This window comes from Pantoea sp. At-9b, assembly GCF_000175935.2.
Taxonomy (GTDB): domain Bacteria; phylum Pseudomonadota; class Gammaproteobacteria; order Enterobacterales; family Enterobacteriaceae; genus Pantoea.
Window position 1 is genome coordinate 1,558,207 of sequence record NC_014837.1, and the last position, 16,183, is coordinate 1,574,389.

19 protein-coding genes are annotated in these 16,183 nt (G+C 54.3%); 7 read left to right on the forward strand and 12 right to left on the reverse strand.

The window, feature by feature from the left end; all coding sequences use genetic code 11:
• Positions 1-9: 9 nt before the first annotated feature.
• The 3 genes from PAT9B_RS07045 to wrbA are packed head-to-tail and all read right to left on the reverse strand — an operon-like array spanning position 10 to position 2,288.
• Entirely contained in the window at positions 10-1,383 is a 1,374-nt protein-coding gene (locus PAT9B_RS07045; RefSeq protein ID WP_013508567.1) for an NAD-dependent succinate-semialdehyde dehydrogenase, read from the reverse strand.
• A 54-nt stretch (positions 1,384-1,437) separates the two neighbouring features.
• Entirely contained in the window at positions 1,438-1,668 is a 231-nt protein-coding gene (locus PAT9B_RS07050; protein WP_013508568.1) for a YccJ family protein, read from the reverse strand.
• A gap of 20 nt (positions 1,669-1,688) precedes the next feature.
• Entirely contained in the window at positions 1,689-2,288 is a 600-nt protein-coding gene (gene wrbA, locus PAT9B_RS07055) for an NAD(P)H:quinone oxidoreductase (protein ID WP_013508569.1), read from the reverse strand.
• Positions 2,289-2,601: 313 nt separating this feature from the next.
• Here wrbA and PAT9B_RS07060 point away from each other — a divergent pair, with 313 nt between their 5' ends.
• Positions 2,602-2,766, forward strand: coding sequence for a general stress protein (locus tag PAT9B_RS07060; protein WP_013508570.1), 165 nt, complete (start codon positions 2,602-2,604; stop codon positions 2,764-2,766).
• Positions 2,767-2,876: 110 nt separating this feature from the next.
• Complete coding sequence (locus PAT9B_RS07065) at positions 2,877-3,800, forward strand: DMT family transporter (RefSeq protein WP_013508571.1); 924 nt, start codon at positions 2,877-2,879, stop codon at positions 3,798-3,800.
• Here the strand turns inward: PAT9B_RS07065 and rutG are convergent.
• Genes rutG through rutA form a run of 6 tightly spaced genes read right to left on the reverse strand, consistent with a single transcriptional unit; the run spans position 3,797 to position 8,738 of the window.
• Positions 3,797-5,125, reverse strand: coding sequence for a pyrimidine utilization transport protein G (rutG, locus tag PAT9B_RS07070; protein WP_013508572.1), 1,329 nt, complete (start codon positions 5,123-5,125; stop codon positions 3,797-3,799). The genes PAT9B_RS07065 and rutG overlap by 4 nt on opposite strands.
• Before the next feature lie 45 nt (positions 5,126-5,170).
• The gene (gene rutF / locus PAT9B_RS07075; protein WP_013508573.1) at positions 5,171-5,695 is read right to left on the reverse strand and encodes an NADH-dependent FMN reductase RutF; all 525 of its coding nucleotides are present in this window, start codon (positions 5,693-5,695) and stop codon (positions 5,171-5,173) included.
• Positions 5,682-6,491: a pyrimidine utilization protein D gene (gene rutD, locus PAT9B_RS07080; RefSeq protein WP_013508574.1), complete on the reverse strand. Its 810-nt coding sequence runs from the start codon at positions 6,489-6,491 to the stop codon at positions 5,682-5,684. Before rutD ends, rutF begins: the two co-directional genes overlap by 14 nt.
• On the reverse strand, positions 6,491-6,886 hold the full coding sequence (gene rutC / locus PAT9B_RS07085; protein ID WP_013508575.1) for a pyrimidine utilization protein C: 396 nt from the start codon (positions 6,884-6,886) through the stop codon (positions 6,491-6,493). The genes rutD and rutC overlap by 1 nt, the downstream gene beginning before the upstream one ends.
• Before the next feature lie 50 nt (positions 6,887-6,936).
• Positions 6,937-7,647 carry a pyrimidine utilization protein B gene (gene rutB / locus PAT9B_RS07090; protein ID WP_013508576.1) on the reverse strand — a complete coding sequence of 237 codons (711 nt, stop codon included), beginning with the start codon at positions 7,645-7,647 and terminating at the stop codon, positions 6,937-6,939.
• Complete coding sequence (gene rutA / locus PAT9B_RS07095) at positions 7,647-8,738, reverse strand: pyrimidine utilization protein A (RefSeq protein ID WP_013508577.1); 1,092 nt, start codon at positions 8,736-8,738, stop codon at positions 7,647-7,649. Before rutA ends, rutB begins: the two co-directional genes overlap by 1 nt.
• 306 nt (positions 8,739-9,044) lie before the next feature.
• On the opposite strand from rutA, the gene rutR reads away from it, so the two are divergent.
• Entirely contained in the window at positions 9,045-9,680 is a 636-nt protein-coding gene (gene rutR / locus PAT9B_RS07100; protein ID WP_013508578.1) for an HTH-type transcriptional regulator RutR, read from the forward strand.
• Positions 9,681-9,692: 12 nt separating this feature from the next.
• Positions 9,693-10,667, forward strand: coding sequence for a metal-dependent hydrolase (locus PAT9B_RS07105; RefSeq protein WP_013508579.1), 975 nt, complete (start codon positions 9,693-9,695; stop codon positions 10,665-10,667).
• Between the two features lie 41 nt (positions 10,668-10,708).
• On the opposite strand, the gene cycA is transcribed toward PAT9B_RS07105, so the two are convergent.
• A complete protein-coding gene (gene cycA, locus PAT9B_RS07110; protein ID WP_013508580.1) occupies positions 10,709-12,100 on the reverse strand; it encodes a D-serine/D-alanine/glycine transporter in 1,392 nt (463 codons plus the stop codon).
• A 285-nt stretch (positions 12,101-12,385) separates the two neighbouring features.
• On the opposite strand from cycA, the gene PAT9B_RS07115 reads away from it, so the two are divergent.
• Complete coding sequence (locus tag PAT9B_RS07115; RefSeq protein WP_013508581.1) at positions 12,386-13,084, forward strand: extensin family protein; 699 nt, start codon at positions 12,386-12,388, stop codon at positions 13,082-13,084.
• Positions 13,085-13,086: 2 nt separating this feature from the next.
• On the opposite strand, the gene PAT9B_RS07120 is transcribed toward PAT9B_RS07115, so the two are convergent.
• The gene (locus tag PAT9B_RS07120) at positions 13,087-13,761 is read right to left on the reverse strand and encodes a DUF4396 domain-containing protein (RefSeq protein ID WP_013508582.1); all 675 of its coding nucleotides are present in this window, start codon (positions 13,759-13,761) and stop codon (positions 13,087-13,089) included.
• Positions 13,762-14,323: 562 nt separating this feature from the next.
• Here PAT9B_RS07120 and sdiA point away from each other — a divergent pair.
• Positions 14,324-15,046, forward strand: a complete 723-nt coding sequence (gene sdiA / locus PAT9B_RS07125) for a transcriptional regulator SdiA (RefSeq protein WP_013508583.1) — start codon at positions 14,324-14,326, stop codon at positions 15,044-15,046.
• 124 nt (positions 15,047-15,170) lie between these two features.
• The gene (locus tag PAT9B_RS07130; RefSeq protein WP_041525755.1) at positions 15,171-15,782 is read left to right on the forward strand and encodes an acyl-homoserine-lactone synthase; all 612 of its coding nucleotides are present in this window, start codon (positions 15,171-15,173) and stop codon (positions 15,780-15,782) included.
• 33 nt (positions 15,783-15,815) lie between these two features.
• On the opposite strand, the gene PAT9B_RS07135 is transcribed toward PAT9B_RS07130, so the two are convergent.
• Complete coding sequence (locus tag PAT9B_RS07135; RefSeq protein WP_013508585.1) at positions 15,816-16,040, reverse strand: DUF2594 family protein; 225 nt, start codon at positions 16,038-16,040, stop codon at positions 15,816-15,818.
• Positions 16,041-16,183 lie beyond the last annotated feature (143 nt).

The window sequence follows — 16,183 nt, forward strand, 5'->3', positions numbered from 1 at the left end:
TTATGCCGCTTAACCTGCCACCACCACCAATTTCTGATTGGCAAACTCTTTCAGACCGAGATCCGACAGCTCGCGCCCATAGCCGGAACGTTTTACCCCACCGAACGGTAACTCTGCGGCGGTATCGCTCTGCGAATTGATAAACACCATCCCGGTTTCAATTTGTGAGGCGATTTTGCGTCCGCGTGCAATATCTCGCGTCCACACCGACCCGCCCAGACCATAGTGCGAGTCGTTCGCCAGCGCGACGGCCGCACTGTCGCTGGCCACCACGTAAACCTGCGCCACCGGACCAAAAAATTCCTGATAAAACGCCGGATTGTCGGGCGTCAGCCCGGTGAGGATGGTGGGCTGGAAATAACAGCCCACGCCGTCGATGGGGCGTCCTCCGCACTCCAGACGCGCGCCATGCTGTACCGCTTCATCGACCTGTTTAATCAGCCGTTCGCGTGCCTCGCGCGAGGATAACGGACCAAGGGTGGTTTTCTCATCCAACGGATCGCCCGCTACCGCCGATTGCAGCGTGGCGCTGAACCGGGTCATAAACTGTTCGGCAATGCGTTCATGGATAATAAAACGTTTCGCGGCAGTACACACCTGACCACAATTGCTAAGCCGTGCCTGCGCTCCCTGACGCACGGCTTCATCGAGATCGGCATCATCCAGCACCACAAACACATCATTACCACCCAGCTCGAGCGTCGATTTTTTCAGGTGTTTTCCGGCCTGTTGCGCAACTGCGCTACCTGCCCGTTCGGAACCGGTGAGCGCGACGCCTTGTACCCGATGGTCAGCGATCAACGCGGCCACCTGATCATTGGAGATAAATAAATTGGTCCATGCACCCTGCGGGGCACCGGCTTCCAGTACCAGTTTTTCGAAGGCATCTGCGCAGTGCGGCACAATGGGCGCGTGTTTCGCCAGCACCGGGTTGCCGAGCGCCAGATTAGGTGCCAGCACGCGCATTAGCTGATAATAAGGGAAGTTCCACGGCTCTACCGCCATGATCACCCCAATCGGATGATATTCCAGCCAGGCATCACCGACGTCACTCGGATAGGCTTGTGGCTGGAGCAGGGTAGCGGCGTGCTCCGCGTAATAACGCGCGATTTGCGCACAAATTTTTACCTCACCCCGGCTTTGACCAATGAGTTTACCCATTTCCTGACTGGCAATGGTCGCCAACTGCTCCACGTTGGCATCAATCAGCGCCGCCAGACGTTGCAGCACCTGCAGTCGCGGTTGGATATCTCCTTTGCACCAGTCGGAATGGTAAAGACGATCGGCGATGTCCAGCGCCTGCTGCATCGAGGCGTCATCATGCGATGGCCAGGTTTTCAGCAATTGGTTATTGGCTGGATTGATACTTTGATAGGAAGACATACAACGCTCCTTGGTCAATTAAAATGACAAAGGCGGGACTGGCCCGCCTGAGATTCAAATATTTTTACGCTCGACCGTCTTGTCGTCCCACGTCAGGACGTCCTGATCGGTCTTGTCAAAGGCGCGAAATAACACTTCATCGCTGCCCTGCTGACGCCAGATTTCTTCTGCCAGACGCTCGTCGTAGTTAGCGACCTCAAATATCGCTTCCGCGATTTCGGTCGAGGTGTGGCGCAGGGTGGCCCATTCGCCCACGTGGTGAGCTTTAGACTGTTCTGTTGCCATAAAGGTCTCCTGTTGTGGATTTATCCTTTCAGTTTTACCGCCAGGCCGGCGACATGCTCGCCCTGGAAACGGGCGATATCGAGTTCCTCCGCAGAAGGCTGGCGCGATCCATCGCCCCCTGCAATGGTGGTAGCGCCATAAGGGGTGCCGCCGCGCACATGGGAGATATCGAAAAGTTCTTTGGTGCCGTAACCGATGGGGACAATCACCATGCCGTGATGGGCGAGGGTGGTCCAGACCGAGGTGATGGTTTGCTCCTGACCGCCGCCGGTGCCCGTGGAGGCAAACACGCTGGCGATCTTGCCGTAGAGCGCCCCGGATGCCCACAACCCGCCGGTGCGATCGAGGAAGTTTCGCATTTGACCGGCCATATTACCGAAGCGGGTGGGTGTGCCGAGAATAATGGCATCATATTGCGGGAGATCTTCGGGCGTCGCTTCCGGCGCTGCCTGTTGTACTTTGCCGCCGACTTGCGCAAAGCGCTCGGCGTCCATGGTTTCCGGGACCCGCAGGATCGTCACTTCGGCCCCGCTAACCCGACGCGCCCCTTCCGCTACTGCCTGCGCCATGGTTTCGATATGTCCGTACATGGAATAATAAAGCACCAAAATTTTCGCCATCTTCTTCCTTCCTGTGGGTATGAACACGTAATCTGAAGTATAGAAGAGCCTGCGTGACCTGCCGCTCAGTGATCAAACAGCGTGCAGCACGGCTTCGCTTAATCCTCCGCTAAGCGTTTGTTGGATAGCGAAAAATGCCGGGTTAAGTTAAAAAATAAGGGGAATATGTGTTTCAAAGTATAAATATTCGCCATAAACGTAACGTGCCGGGCTATTCTTTGTACGGGTGGTACGGAAGAGGTGCCACCCTGCTTTTCACCCCGTGCATGTGAAAAGTCCTGACCACTGATGAGAAACTCTATCGGAGGAAATGATGGCACAACATCGTGGAGGATCAGGTAATTTCGCGGAAGATCGCGAAAGAGCCGCGGAAGCAGGCCGTAAAGGCGGCAAAAATAGCGGTGGGAATTTCAGAAATGACCCGCAGCGCGCTTCCGAAGCAGGTGAAAAAGGGGGACGCAGCCGCAATAAAAAATAATCCGGCTGTGACATAACTCCCTCCGCCGCCGGGTGCGCCCGGCGGTGACAGACATTGCAATTCCCTCTGACTCTGCGAAAATGGCGCCCGAATCCTCATGGTGGTGCTTTATGTCTGTTCCAACTTCTCGCCTTTTCCTGCGCCTGACGCGTCAGGAACTTGTCCTGATCTTCATAACAATGGTCTGGGGTGGCACCTTTTTGGTGGTGCACCGGGCGATGGCGCACTCTGGCCCGTTTTTCTTCGTCGGCCTGCGCTTTGCCACTGCGGCATTGCTGCTGGCTTTCTTCTTCCGCCGCTACCTGCGACACACCACTTGGCTGGAATGCAAAGCTGGTGCATTGATTGGCCTCGCCATTGCGGGCGGCTACGGCTTACAAACCTGGGGCATGCAAACCATCTCCAGTAGCCAGTCGGCATTCCTGACGGCGTTATATGTGCCGGTGGTTCCGTTGTTGCAGTGGCTGTTTTTACGTCGCCCGCCGGGGTTAATGGCCTGGCTGGGTATCCTGCTGGCGTTTATCGGTTTGCTGCTGGTCGCGGGTCCGCAGGATGGGCAATTAGCGCTCAACGCCGGAGAAACGGCGACCTTGCTCAGCACGCTGGCGATTGCGGCTGAAATTATCCTGATCAGCCGCTTTGCCGGGCGGGTTGATGTGCGCCGTGTCACCCTGATCCAGCTGGCTGTCGCCTCGGCTTGTGCCTTTATCTTTATGATTCCGAATGGTGAATCGCTGCCTGGCCTCAGCGTTCCGCTGCTGTTGAGTGCACTGGGGCTGGGGGCGGCAAGCGCTTTGATTCAGGTCACCATGAACTGGGCACAGCGCAGCGTGTCTCCGACACGCGCTACGGTGATCTACGCCGGTGAACCGGTATGGGCCGGTGTGGTGGGTCGTATTGCCGGTGAACGCCTGCCAGCGGCAGCGTTGCTCGGCGGCGCGTTGATTGTTTGCGGGGTGATCGTGAGTGAATTACGTATCCGACGTAAAAGGGCGGTGCCAGAAGCGGCACCGCAGGAGCTACAGGAACCTTAACTGTTTTGCCGTGCCGTCTGGTTTTCACCCACACCCGATCCACGACGGCGCAGAATCGCGTTGAGAATGATGGCCCCAAAGGTGGCAGTGCCAATGCCGCCGAGGGTAAAACTACCAATCTTCAGCGCGAAATCCCCGGCCCCTAACACCAGGGTAGTTGCGACCATAATCAGGTTGCTGTTCTGGCTGAAATCCACATGGTTTTGCACCCAGATGCGCGCGCCAGCCACCGCAATCAAACCAAACACCACAATCGACGCGCCACCAATCACCGGGCCGGGAATCGTGTGGATCAGCGCGCCAAATTTCGGTGAGAAGCCCAGCACCAGCGCAATCAGCGCCGCCGCGACAAACGCCAGCGTTGAATAGACTTTGGTGACGGCCATCACGCCGATATTTTCCGCGTAGGTAGTGACCCCACTGCCGCCCAGTGAACCGGAGAGCATGGTGGCGAGGCCATCACCGACAAAAGCACGCCCCATCCAGGGATCGAGATTGCGCCCGGTCATGCCCGCCACTGCCTTTATATGCCCGAGATTTTCCGCCACCAGAATGATCGCTACCGGGGTAATCATCACGATCGCCTGCATATCAAATACCGGGGCGGTGGTTTGTGGCAAACCAAACCAGGCAGCATTGGCCACGCCGCTGAAATCGACCGGTTTGCCCAGCCCGAGACCGTTGGTCAGCAAGGCGTAGATTGCCCAGGCCACAATCAGCCCGACCAGAATCAGCAAGCGTTGCACCATGCCACGGGTAAACACCGCCACCAGACCGATGCACAGGACCGTCATCACCGCCATCCAGCTATCGAACATCGATGACGATACGCTGTGTACCGCAATGGGTGCGAGGTTCAGGCCGATAGCCATCACCACCGCTCCAGTCACTACGGGTGGCATCAGCCGTTCAATCCAACCGGTGCCGGCTTTCATCACCACAAAACCAATCAGCGTGTACAGCGCGCCACAGGCGATCACGCCACCCAGCGCCAACGCCAGGTTGGGGTTAAGCCCCTGGCCGTTGAAACCGGTGATAGCGATAATCACACCAACAAAGGCCGCGCTGGAACCAAGATAGCTGGGTACACGCCCGCCGGTGACCACAAAGAACAGCAGGGTACCGATGCCCGAGACCAGAATAGCCAGGTTTGGGTCCAGCCCCATTAACAACGGCATCAGTACCGTTGCACCAAACATCGCCACCGCATGTTGCAGGCCCAGAATAAACGTCTGCCCGAGCGGCAGCGTTTCGTCCGGTGCAATCAACCCATTTTCAGTCAAGGCTGACTTTTTCTGCCAGCGGGGAAACCAGGAACTCGCCATCGTCTTCTCCAGAGTGTCTGTGGAACCGGGCCGCGCAGGGCGGCGTTAGCGGGCTTCCTGCCGTAAAAGGTGCTGATATCCCCGATCAAACCAAGCCAGGCCGTGTGGCTCATCATTGCGCGCCAATGCCATGACTGCACAAAACAGAATGTCGTGCGTGCCGACGCTGACCACTTGGGCGACTTTGCAATCGAACGACACCAGTGCGCCATCCAGCAGCGGTGAACCGCTGCTAAGGGTATGCCAGCGGGCGGCGAGAAAGCGGTCTGCCATGGGCGTTTTACCGCCAAACAGCGTGGAGAGATCTTCATGCCCGGCGGCCAGCGTGTTGACGCACAGATAACCGTTATCACGGAACACCGGCCAGACCGAGGCGGAACGGTTGAGGCAAACCAGCAGCGTGGGCGGCGTATCGGTCACGCTGCATACCGCCGAGGCGGTAAACCCGGCCCGTCCGGCGGGGCCATCGGTGGTAATGATATTGACGGCGGCACCGAGGCGTGACATGGCATCACGAAACGCCTGACGTTCCACTCGTGGCAAATCAGGGGTGAGTTCATGCGTATTCATCGCTGGCCTCCTGTGGCGCGTGGCTGCGACTCAGCCATTGCAACAACAACGCATTGAAGTTTTCTGCATCAGTCACGCTCATCGCATGTCCACCCCAGGCCATTTCAATCAGGCTGGCATTGGGCAGGGCGGCAGCCAATTCAGGTGAACAGCTCCACGGCACCAGCAGGTCGTCCTGGCTGTAGATGGCCAGCACCGGTTGCGTGATTTTGCCCGCATCAGGGCGAAAATCGGCGCTTTGCAGCGCGTGCAGGCGGCGCAGTAGGTTTTCCATGCCCTGAAAATGTTGCACATGATGCGTGTCTTCCTGCTCCAGACGCGTCTGGTTGCGTGCCATCCACTCCGCCGGGTAGAGAAACAATGGCTGAGCGCGCACAAAGGCTTCTACCCCGACATTCAGCAGCAGATCCTGGCGTACCTGGAAGCAGCGACGGGTGTGCGCGTTCAACGACAACCAGCCGTTAATTACCACCACGCGTCCCACGCGCTGTGGATAATCCAGTGCCAGTTGCAGGCCAATCAAACCGCCGAGCGCGTGGCCGATCAGGTCAAAATGTTCGATACCGTGTTCTGTCAGTGCGGCTGCCAGCTCGGCTGCCATCATCGCCATGCTGTAGCCTTCCGGCAGCGTATCGGCGCTGCGACCGGTGCCGCGTTGGTCGTAGGTGACAACACGATAATGTTGCCCCAGCGCCGCCAGTTGCGGTTGCCAGAAACCGGTCACGCCGCCGAGACCCGAAGAGAGCACCAGTGTGGGGGCATCTTCGGTCTGTAATCCCTGAATCTCCAGATGCATCACGCCTCCTGTTTCCCGATATGCGCCACGGTGGCGATCTCGACCAACGCGTCAGGTTTTACCAGGCCGCATTGAATGCAGTAGCGTGCCGGTTTATCGCCAGGGAAATATTCGGCATACACCTGATTAATCGCGGCGTAGTTGCTCCAGTCAGTGAGGAAGATCGAGTTGAAGGTGACGTCATCCATGGTACCGCCAGCGGTTTCAATCACCTTTTTGATGGTCTCCAGCACGTGACGTGCCTGAGCTGCCGCATCACCGACATGGACGACGTTATTTTGCGCATCAAACGGCAGCGTGCCGGAGACATAGACCACGCCATCGGCGAGGGTACCGGGTACAAACGGGGCAATTGGCGTGGTGGTTCCAGGCGGAATAATGACACTTTTAGGCATGGCGAAGTCTTCCTTATCGTTGTTGTTTGCAGGTGAAACGGATTGAGATATCAGGCTTTTAATGCTTCACAGAACGTTTCGGTATCGCTGACCCAGCCGAAAAACGTTTCGATATTAAAGATGGCCGCCTGCTGGGCGAAGGGCGGGCCAGCCTGATAGGTGGCGTCTTCCAACACCACGCCAAAATATTCCAGGAAGAAGCCATCGCGCAGCGTTGACTCCACGCAGACGTTGGTGGCGATGCCGGTGAACACCAGATGGCGAATGCCGCGACTGCGCAGCATGCTGTCGAGCGGGGTGTTAAAAAAGCCGCTGTAGCGCGGTTTCGGCAACACGATGTCGCCGGGTTGTGGCACCAGTTCATCCACCAGCGCATAATCCCAGCTGCCTTTCGCCAGCAATGTGCCCTGCAATTCCGGGCGCTTACGCATGGTTTTTAACGCATTGGATTTGTGAAAGTTGGGTGATCCGGCATCGCCCGCTTCGACGTATTGATGGTCCCAGCCGTTCTGGAACCAGATGATCTGGATGCCTGCCGCACGCGCTGCGGTCACTGCCTGGTGAATTTTGGCAATCACCGGTTTGGTGGCAGAAACATCAAAACCCGCCAGGTCGAGATAGCCGCCTTCAGTGGCGTAAGCGTTCTGCATATCCACCACAATTAACGCACTCTGCGCGGGCGGCAAGGCGATGGCTTCCGGGCGGGCAGGCAGGGTCACCTGGGGTAAGGTCGAGGTATGGGCGCAAACAACGGTATTCATCAGGCAACCTCCTTCTGCGATTCAATCAAAGCATGACGGCACTGCATCAGCGGCTGGATAAATTGACCAAACTCTTCGATGCCTTGCAGGAAATCGTCAAAGGTCAGCAAGACACCCTGGGTTCCTTCTACCCCTGCAACGTCATCCAACATTCGTGCCACGTTGGCATAAGAACCGACCAGCGTACCCATATTGATATTGACGGCGGAGGTAGGATCGGCCATCTGACGCACGTTGGTATCACTGCCGGACTTCGTATCCTGTTGGCTTTGCGTGGTCAGCCACGCCAGTGCTTCTTCATCGGCTCCGGCTTTGTAGTGCTCCCATTTGGCGCGTGCGGCTTCATCGCTTTCCGCTGCAATGATCATAAACAGCACGTAGGAACCGACTTCACGGCCCGCTTTGTCGGCTGCCTGCTTCATACGTGTTGCCGTCGGGGCAAAGGCGGTGGGGGTGTTGACCCCTTTACCGAAACAGAAATTGTAATCCGCGTGCTGGGCGGAAAACGCCATACCGGCATCGCTTTGTCCGGCGCAAATGACCTTCATCGGTTTCTGCGGTTGCGGGCTCAGGCGGCAGTCATTCATGGTGAAAAATTCACCTTTAAAATCGCTCTGACCGCTGCCCCACAAATCACGTAACACGGTGACGTACTCGGTGAGATATTGATAACGGCTGGCGAAGTAGTCATCCCCCGGCCACAGGCCCATCTGCTCATATTCTGGCTTCTGCCAGCCGGTTACCAGATTGACGCCAAAACGGCCATTGGAGATGGAGTCGATGGTCGATGCCATGCGCGCCACAATCGCGGGTGGCAGCGTCAGGGTCGCGGCGGTGGCGTAGATCTCAATCCGCGAAGTGACCGCGGCCAGCCCGGCCATCAGGGTGAAGGATTCGAGGTTATGGTCCCAGAACTCGGTTTTACCACCGAAGCCGCGCAGTTTGATCATCGACAGTGCGAAGTCGAAATGGTAGTGCTCCGCTTTCTGCACAATCGCTTTATTCAGCTCAAATGTCGGCTTGTACTGGGGGGCATGGGTGGAGATCAACCAGCCATTGTTACCAATCGGGATAAAGACGCCAATTTTCATGTGAAACCTCTCAGTAAAGAATGGGGTTTGTTTCACGCGCTGCGCTGCGTCCTGCTCGCTCCCTGCTGGCGGCGCTCGTTCACAAAATTGCAAAGCCTGTGCCACATTTTCAAATGCCATAGATAACAATGTGTTAAAAATAAGACGTAAGATAAATTGGATTGGATGGTCCGTTTTGGACCATATGGTCAAAATAATCTGCACATTTTTCATGCGTCAGTGGTCAAAAAAGGTGCAGTGGCATGATTAGGCAGGAGCGGAGGCCTTTGTTATGATGCTTTTACGCAGGATGGATGAGGTAACAGTGTGAAAAGCGATGAAAAAAAGCCGACACGCCGATCGCGGGCGGTCGCGGCAAAACGGGCGGCAATACTTGAAGCGGCGCTGACCTTCTTTTCGCAATACGGTATTCATGGCACCAGCCTCGATAAAGTGGCCGAGCGCGCTGATGTGTCAAAAACCAATCTGCTTTATTACTATCCCTCAAAAGAAGCCCTGTATATTGCGGTACTGAAGGAGATTCTGGATGTCTGGCTGGCCCCGCTGCGCGCCCTGCGCCACGATCAAGAACCACTGACCGCGATCCGACGTTATATCCGTCTGAAACTGGAAGTCTCACGTGACCATCCCCAGGCGTCGCGTCTGTTCTGTCTGGAGATGTTGCAGGGGGCTCCCTTGCTGAAGGGCGAACTGGCAGGCGACCTGAAGATGCTGGTGGACGAAAAAGCGGCGATCATTGAACAGTGGATCGATGAAGGACGGCTGGCCGGTGTGCGACCACAACATCTGTTTTTTCTGTTGTGGGCAACCACGCAGCATTACGCCGATTTTGCCTCACAGGTGGAGGCCATCACCGGACAGACGCTGAGTGATCCTGCATTCTTTGAACAGACCGTTGATAATGTGCAACGCATGATCATTGAAGGTATCCGCGTGCGTTAAACAGGAGACTGCATGGATTCGCTTTCACAACTGGCGTTAGGCGCATCGGTCACCGTCGCGGTGATGGGCAAACGGGTGCCGATCTGGCAGTCCGTGCTGGTGGGGGCGGTGGCGGGCACGTTACCTGACCTCGATGTGTTTATTGATCATGGCGATGCGATCCGCAATATGACGCTGCATCGCACCGAAAGCCATGCGCTACTGTGGCTGACTCTGGTGGCTCCGCTGTTGGGCTGGCTACTGGCTGGCGCGTTACGCCAGCGGCAGTTCGGGCGACGCTGGTGGCTGGCGATTTGGCTGGCGCTCATTACCCATCCGTTGCTCGATTTAATGACGGTCTATGGCACCCAACTGGGATTGCCGCTGACCGATTTCCCCTATGCCATCGGCAGTATCTACATTATCGATCCGCTGTATACCCTGCCATTACTGGTCGCGCTGGGTGTCGCGTTATGGCGGCGAGATACGAGAGGGCTGCGCTGGAATCAGGCGGGTTTACTGGTCAGTAGCCTGTATCTTGGCTGGAGCATGGTGGTGCAAAGTATAGCCACCCAGCATATTGGTCAGGAACTGACGCGTCAGGCCGTACAGCCCCAGCAACTGCTGGTGACACCTACCGCGTTCAACACGCTGGTGTGGCGAACGGTGATCATGACACCGGATCGCTACGGCGAGGGGTATTGGTCGCTGCTGTCTCCGGAGCGTCCCTTGACAATTCGCTGGCACGATCGCCAGAACGCACTGTTCGTTCCGTTTCAAGGTCAATGGCTGGCTGAACGAGTCGCCTGGTTTAGCCATGGTTTCTATGCCATGCGTCAGCAGGGGAACGATACGCTGATTGCCGATTTACGGATGGGCGAAGAGCCGAATTATACCTTCACCTTCAATCTGGGCGCGCCGGATGCGCCAAATGCTGCGCCTTGGCGGGTGCCGTCGTTAAGACCATCGTTGGTGGAGGCGTGGCGGAAGCTGCGGGAAAGATTATAAATCACCAGGCCCGATGATCGGGCCTGGTGATGGCAAGGGGATCAGGCTTTACGGCGACGCAGCAGCCAGCCCATGGTGAGAATGGCAAACCACAGCGGTGTCACCATCAGCGCCTGGCGGGTATCTTCCTGGAGCGTCAGCAGCACCAGCACAAAGGCGAAGAACGCCATACATACCCAGCACATCAATTTGCCTAGCGGCATCTTAAACGCCGACTCGGCATGGCGCTGTGGATGCTGTTTGCGGTACGCCAGATAGCTGCACAGGATGATGGTCCAGACGAACATAAACAGAATCGCCGACACCGTGGTCACCAGTGTGAAGACCGTCATGACATCCGGGATCAGATAAATCAGTGCCACGCCACCCAACAGGCACAGGCAGGAGAAGAACAGACCGGTAGTCGGTACGGCGCGAGCGGACAAACGGCCAAACGCCTTATGCGCCACGCCCTGTTCAGCCAGGCCGAACAGCATACGGCTGGTGGAGAAAATGCCACTGTTAGCAGAGGATGCGGCAGAGGTCAGCACCACAAAGTTAACGATACTGGCGGCAGCCGGCAGGCCAATCATCACAAACATCTCGACGAACGGACTGCGATCGGCCAGTACCTGGTTCCACGGTGTCACCGCCATAATGACCATCAGCGCCAGCACGTAAAACATAATCACGCGCAATGGAATGGCATTGATGGCACGTGGCAACACTTTATGGGGATCATGCGTTTCAGCCGCCGCCGTGCCCACCAGTTCAATACCAACAAACGCGAAAACGGCGATCTGGAAACCCGCAAAAAAGCCGCTCAATCCTTTCGGGAACATGCCGCCATGATCCCAGATATTGCTCAGCGAAGCGGTGCCGCCCCCCGGAGAGGGGTAGTGCATGGCGACCAGCACCACACCAGTGATGATCAATGCGACGATGGCGACAATTTTGATAATCGCGAACCAAAACTCCATCTCACCGAACAGTTTTACGGTGGCGATATTCAGCGTCAGGAACACGACGACACAAAGCAGGGCGCTCATCCAGATTGAAAAGTCCGGGAACCAGAGCTGAAAATAGGCACTGATCGCCACCACATCGGCGATGCCGGTGACCACCCAACAGAACCAGTAGGTCCAGCCGGTGAAATATCCGGCCCAGGGGCCCAGCAGGTCAGCCGCAAAATCACTGAACGATTTATATTCCAGATTGGAGAGCAGCAGCTCACCCATTGCGCGCATCACAAAGAACAGCATAAAACCGATGATCATATAGACGAAAATGATCGAAGGGCCGGCAAGGCTGATGGTTTTACCGGAACCCATAAACAGGCCGGTGCCGATGGCTCCGCCAATAGCAATCAGCTGGATATGACGATTATGCAGATTTCGTTGCAGTTTATCGGGCTGCTCAGCGTTGAGTAGCGCCTCTTTAGATTGGTCAACCATAAAGATTTCTTTCCTGTCTTGATGTCGTGTCAGCTCTGCTGGCTGTTAGATAACGTGCTGTTGCACGGTGGAAGATGGCATAAGATAGTGGAACAGCGGCAACTTTCGGTAATTGTTTTTTAACAACTGTGACCTTTTACGTGCTTTGCTCTGTCAGTAAATATTTACACGGTACATTATTTCGTCATTGTGGGTGAAAAGTCAGCAGCACCCATCCTTATCCTCTGTTCTTCCTGTCGTTAACAACTACCTTAATGCTATTCCCGGACATCGAAGAGAGGTGTTGTGCGCATATTGCTCCTGATTTTTCTGCTGATGCTCGCCGGGTGGTTGAGTCTGCCATGGCTACAGCAACATTTGCCGCCGGGCTGGAATCCGTTTACTCCGCTGGCCGTGACCGATCCTCCGGGGTGGCTGACGCGTTACAAAGTTAAACGGCTGGCAGATGATCCAGTGGCCTGTCTGGCGGTCATGCGCCAGGCGCAGCAGAGTGGCAAGGTACAGTTTACTGAGGTGGCTGGGATACAGGGGGCATGTCCGGTCGCACAGCCATTGCGGATTACCGGTTTTGGTGATGTGACGCTGAGCAGCAGCTTTTTAGCCAGTTGCTCGCTGGCAGTGGTCAGTACGATGTATGTATGGCAAAGCCAGGCACAATTACAGCAGGCAGGTATGCGCAGCCCATTGCAACGCATTACGCATGTCGGTAGCTATGCCTGCCGTAATATTTATCATCGCCAGCAGGGGCGTTTAAGTGAACATGCGACGGCAGATGCCTGGGATATTACCGGCTATCAACTGACAAACGGACGTTGGTTACGGGTGGAAAATAACTGGCAACAACCTCAGGATGCTTCAGTTGCATTACATGCGTTATGGCGAAACGGTTGCGCCAATTTTGGCAATGCGCTTGGCCCTGATTACAACGCCGCACATGCCAGCCATTTTCATTTTGGCATGCGCGGCAGCGGTTATTGTCGCTGAGGTTATACCGCTGGATTCAGTCCCCGTTTGATCAGGAAATGATTAGCTGGCCATGAGAAAAGAAAGCCGATCATCATGGCGAGCTGCAGCATAAACCAAAAACCGGTCAGCAGCGGATTGATTTGCTGATTTAGCACAAATTTTAGTGCCAAACCCATAAAGAGAAAGATACCTAATTGATAAATCAGCAAGGGAAAGGTTTCAGTTTTCAAGGCTAATAATAACGCACGGCCAAATGAACGCTTTTCACGTTGTCGAATTGCCAAGAATTGAAAAAATAGCCCCATCAATAACGAAATGCCAACGCAAATAATTGCTTCCATCCATAATGCCGGATTAATCGCGAACTGATTTAGTAAGGTGATTATCGGGATTGTCATTATATCGCCAAATATACAGGCGGCGGCTGATAATGAAGTAGAAATAAAGATGGTTTGCCAGCCAGCGTTACGATGTAATTTTTGCGGAACCAGCAGGGCAAGTTTAACCTGACGGGAAGGTTTTCTTCCCAGATACCACCAGGCCAGCCAGCCAACAAAAGGCATATATAGTCCGGTTAATGGCCAAATGATATTCATCACCGCGACCGGGTGAGGATGACGGAAGAGGTCTTTTAAAATCATCAGGGCTGTACAGCCGCCCAGAACAAGGAAAGGTAATGCCAACTGGTTCAACATGGTCAGTCCCGCTTAGCTTCTCGAATACGCGTGACAATGCGCTCAGCCCGGCTGCGGCATTGTCTTCCCCTGCAAATCACCATTACGTGTTACGCCGCTCATAGCTAAGAGTAGCCGGAAACGTGCGTGACGGGAATCACTGCAAAGGGTGAAAAAGCGACCACATGGCAGAAATAACTGGGATTAAGAATCAGGTGAGAGGGATATGTGGCATAAAATAACCACGTGTTTTAGGTTAAAACACTGTAAACAATCGATTTCAGTTAATGACGATGCTCAATGTTTATCACAGTATTGAAAATTTTCAATGGATGGAAAGATTGAAACAACATCAGAAAAATCCTATTCTAATCCTCCGTCACTTTAAAAGTTGTGATGGTGTTAACAAAGACGCGAAAGCTCAATCCATCCCATTGGGGTAATGCATTGACCGCAGTATGATTATGCTCGTTTGAGCAATCTGGCTCTTTCAATCAATATTTTTTCTCTAGTTAATTTAATTTTTTGTGTTAACCGGACCGAATAACAAGGCGCAAGAGCGTTGCAAGACGCTGAGGCAATAATGACGACCGATAATTATTTCGTCTGGCGAGGCGAGACCGAAATTCAATTCCAGGCGGTGACGGCCGTGCTGCAATTGAAAGCGCTTTTACAGAAACACATTGAAACCTTGGGTTTTGATTACTTTGCTTTTCTGATCCAGCATCCGGTGCCCTTTACCCGGCCACGCATTTTTTTGTTCAGTACTTACCCGGAAGACTGGGTTAAACACTACGAAAGTGAGAACTATTATGCTGTGGACCCCGTGCTGCTACTTTGTCAGCGGCCAGGGCATGGTGTCGAGTGGACACGCGATCTTTTTACCGGAGCGGGCAATTTATGGGCAGAAGCGAACGCTTATGGCCTGATGAGTGGATTTTCCTGTTCGGCAATGGCATCAAATCGTGCCATTGGTATATTATCTATTGCATCCGGGCAACAGAGTAAGACCCAGCATTTACGTGTTGAGCTGGAAGTAAAACTACACTTTCTGGCGGAACTGAGCTTGCGTGTGCTGGAGCGCCTTAACGATAACGCCATGGTGGTTTTATCTAATGATTTCAGCCAGAGAGAGCTGGAAATTTTGAAATGGACTGCGGAGGGGAAAACTTCTGCGGAAATTTCACTTATTTTAGCGATTTCAGAACACACGGTGAACTTCCACCAAAAGAATATGCAAAAGCGCTTTAATGTTTCCAATAAAACGCAGATTGCCTGTTATGCCGCAGCAATTGGACTGATATAGCAAAAAGGCAACTACTAGTTTTAGTAGTTCCCAGCCTCAAGCCAGTTGTCTACCCTGCGCCGGAACTTTGCCAGGCTGGCGCACATAAAAATCATTGCAAACATGGGGATGTCAGGGGCGCATGATGAAAATAATTCAAACCCAGTTAAAGGATATGCCGTCCTCTCTGCTGGCCGAATTGGGAACCTATCGCTACAGCGTGTTTGCGCGTGGCGAAGGCTGGTCAATTCCACCCCGATTGAGCACCCCGGGTCAGGAATATGATCGTTTTGATCGTTCCGATGTAACCTGGATGATTGCCTGGAATGCACGACAGGGCATTTGTGGTTGTGCGCGTTTAATGCCATGGCAGGAGCCAGAAATGGCGGAAGGGGTGGTATTGCCTTTCAGTCATGAAAAAGTGTGGGAGATGTCGCGTTTTTCCGCCCGACTGGAACTGGATGCGGAATTGCCGCTTAACATCCTCTGGCATTCTGTACAGTTAGCGGAATTAAGTGGGATAGAATTTCTGATCAGTTCCGCCACGCCGATGCTGGAAAAGATGTTTGAACGGCATCAGGTGATTTATGAGCCGTTATCGCCCGGGTTGATTCAATCTGAGGATAATCTGTTTGCCATTCGCATCCCGGTTCAGCAACCGGCACTGGCAGAAAAGTATCGCGGTACGCGTCGGTTTAGCCCCGAAGAGGTTTTGCCGTCATTGGGGGTTTCTGTCAACTGGCAGTCGCACAGTTAATTCTCCCCGCGCGGGCGGCGCGGGGCAGGCCGCTTACTGACGGTAGGCGGTTTTGATTTGACGAATGGTGTTGCTGAACACTTCAGCCTGCGGTTTTTCCCCTAACGTTTGCACATAACGTTCCATATTGATAATCACTTTTCCGGCATCCGCCTGGCCCATACCTTTCAGAATCAGTGTCACCATCATTTTCAGACAGGCGACTTCATCTGCCAGCTTTTGAGTTTCCTGCGAAGTTGCAAAGTCTTCATCACTCATAATTGACTCCCTGGTTGTGTTGCATGGTCTTGACACATTCTTCCCGTGTACGAAAAACAGAGTATATCATAGGGTTGTCAAAAGAATTTATTAGCGCTGAAATCAGGAATTCATGCCAGAAGTGGAATGAGAAATTGCTGTAT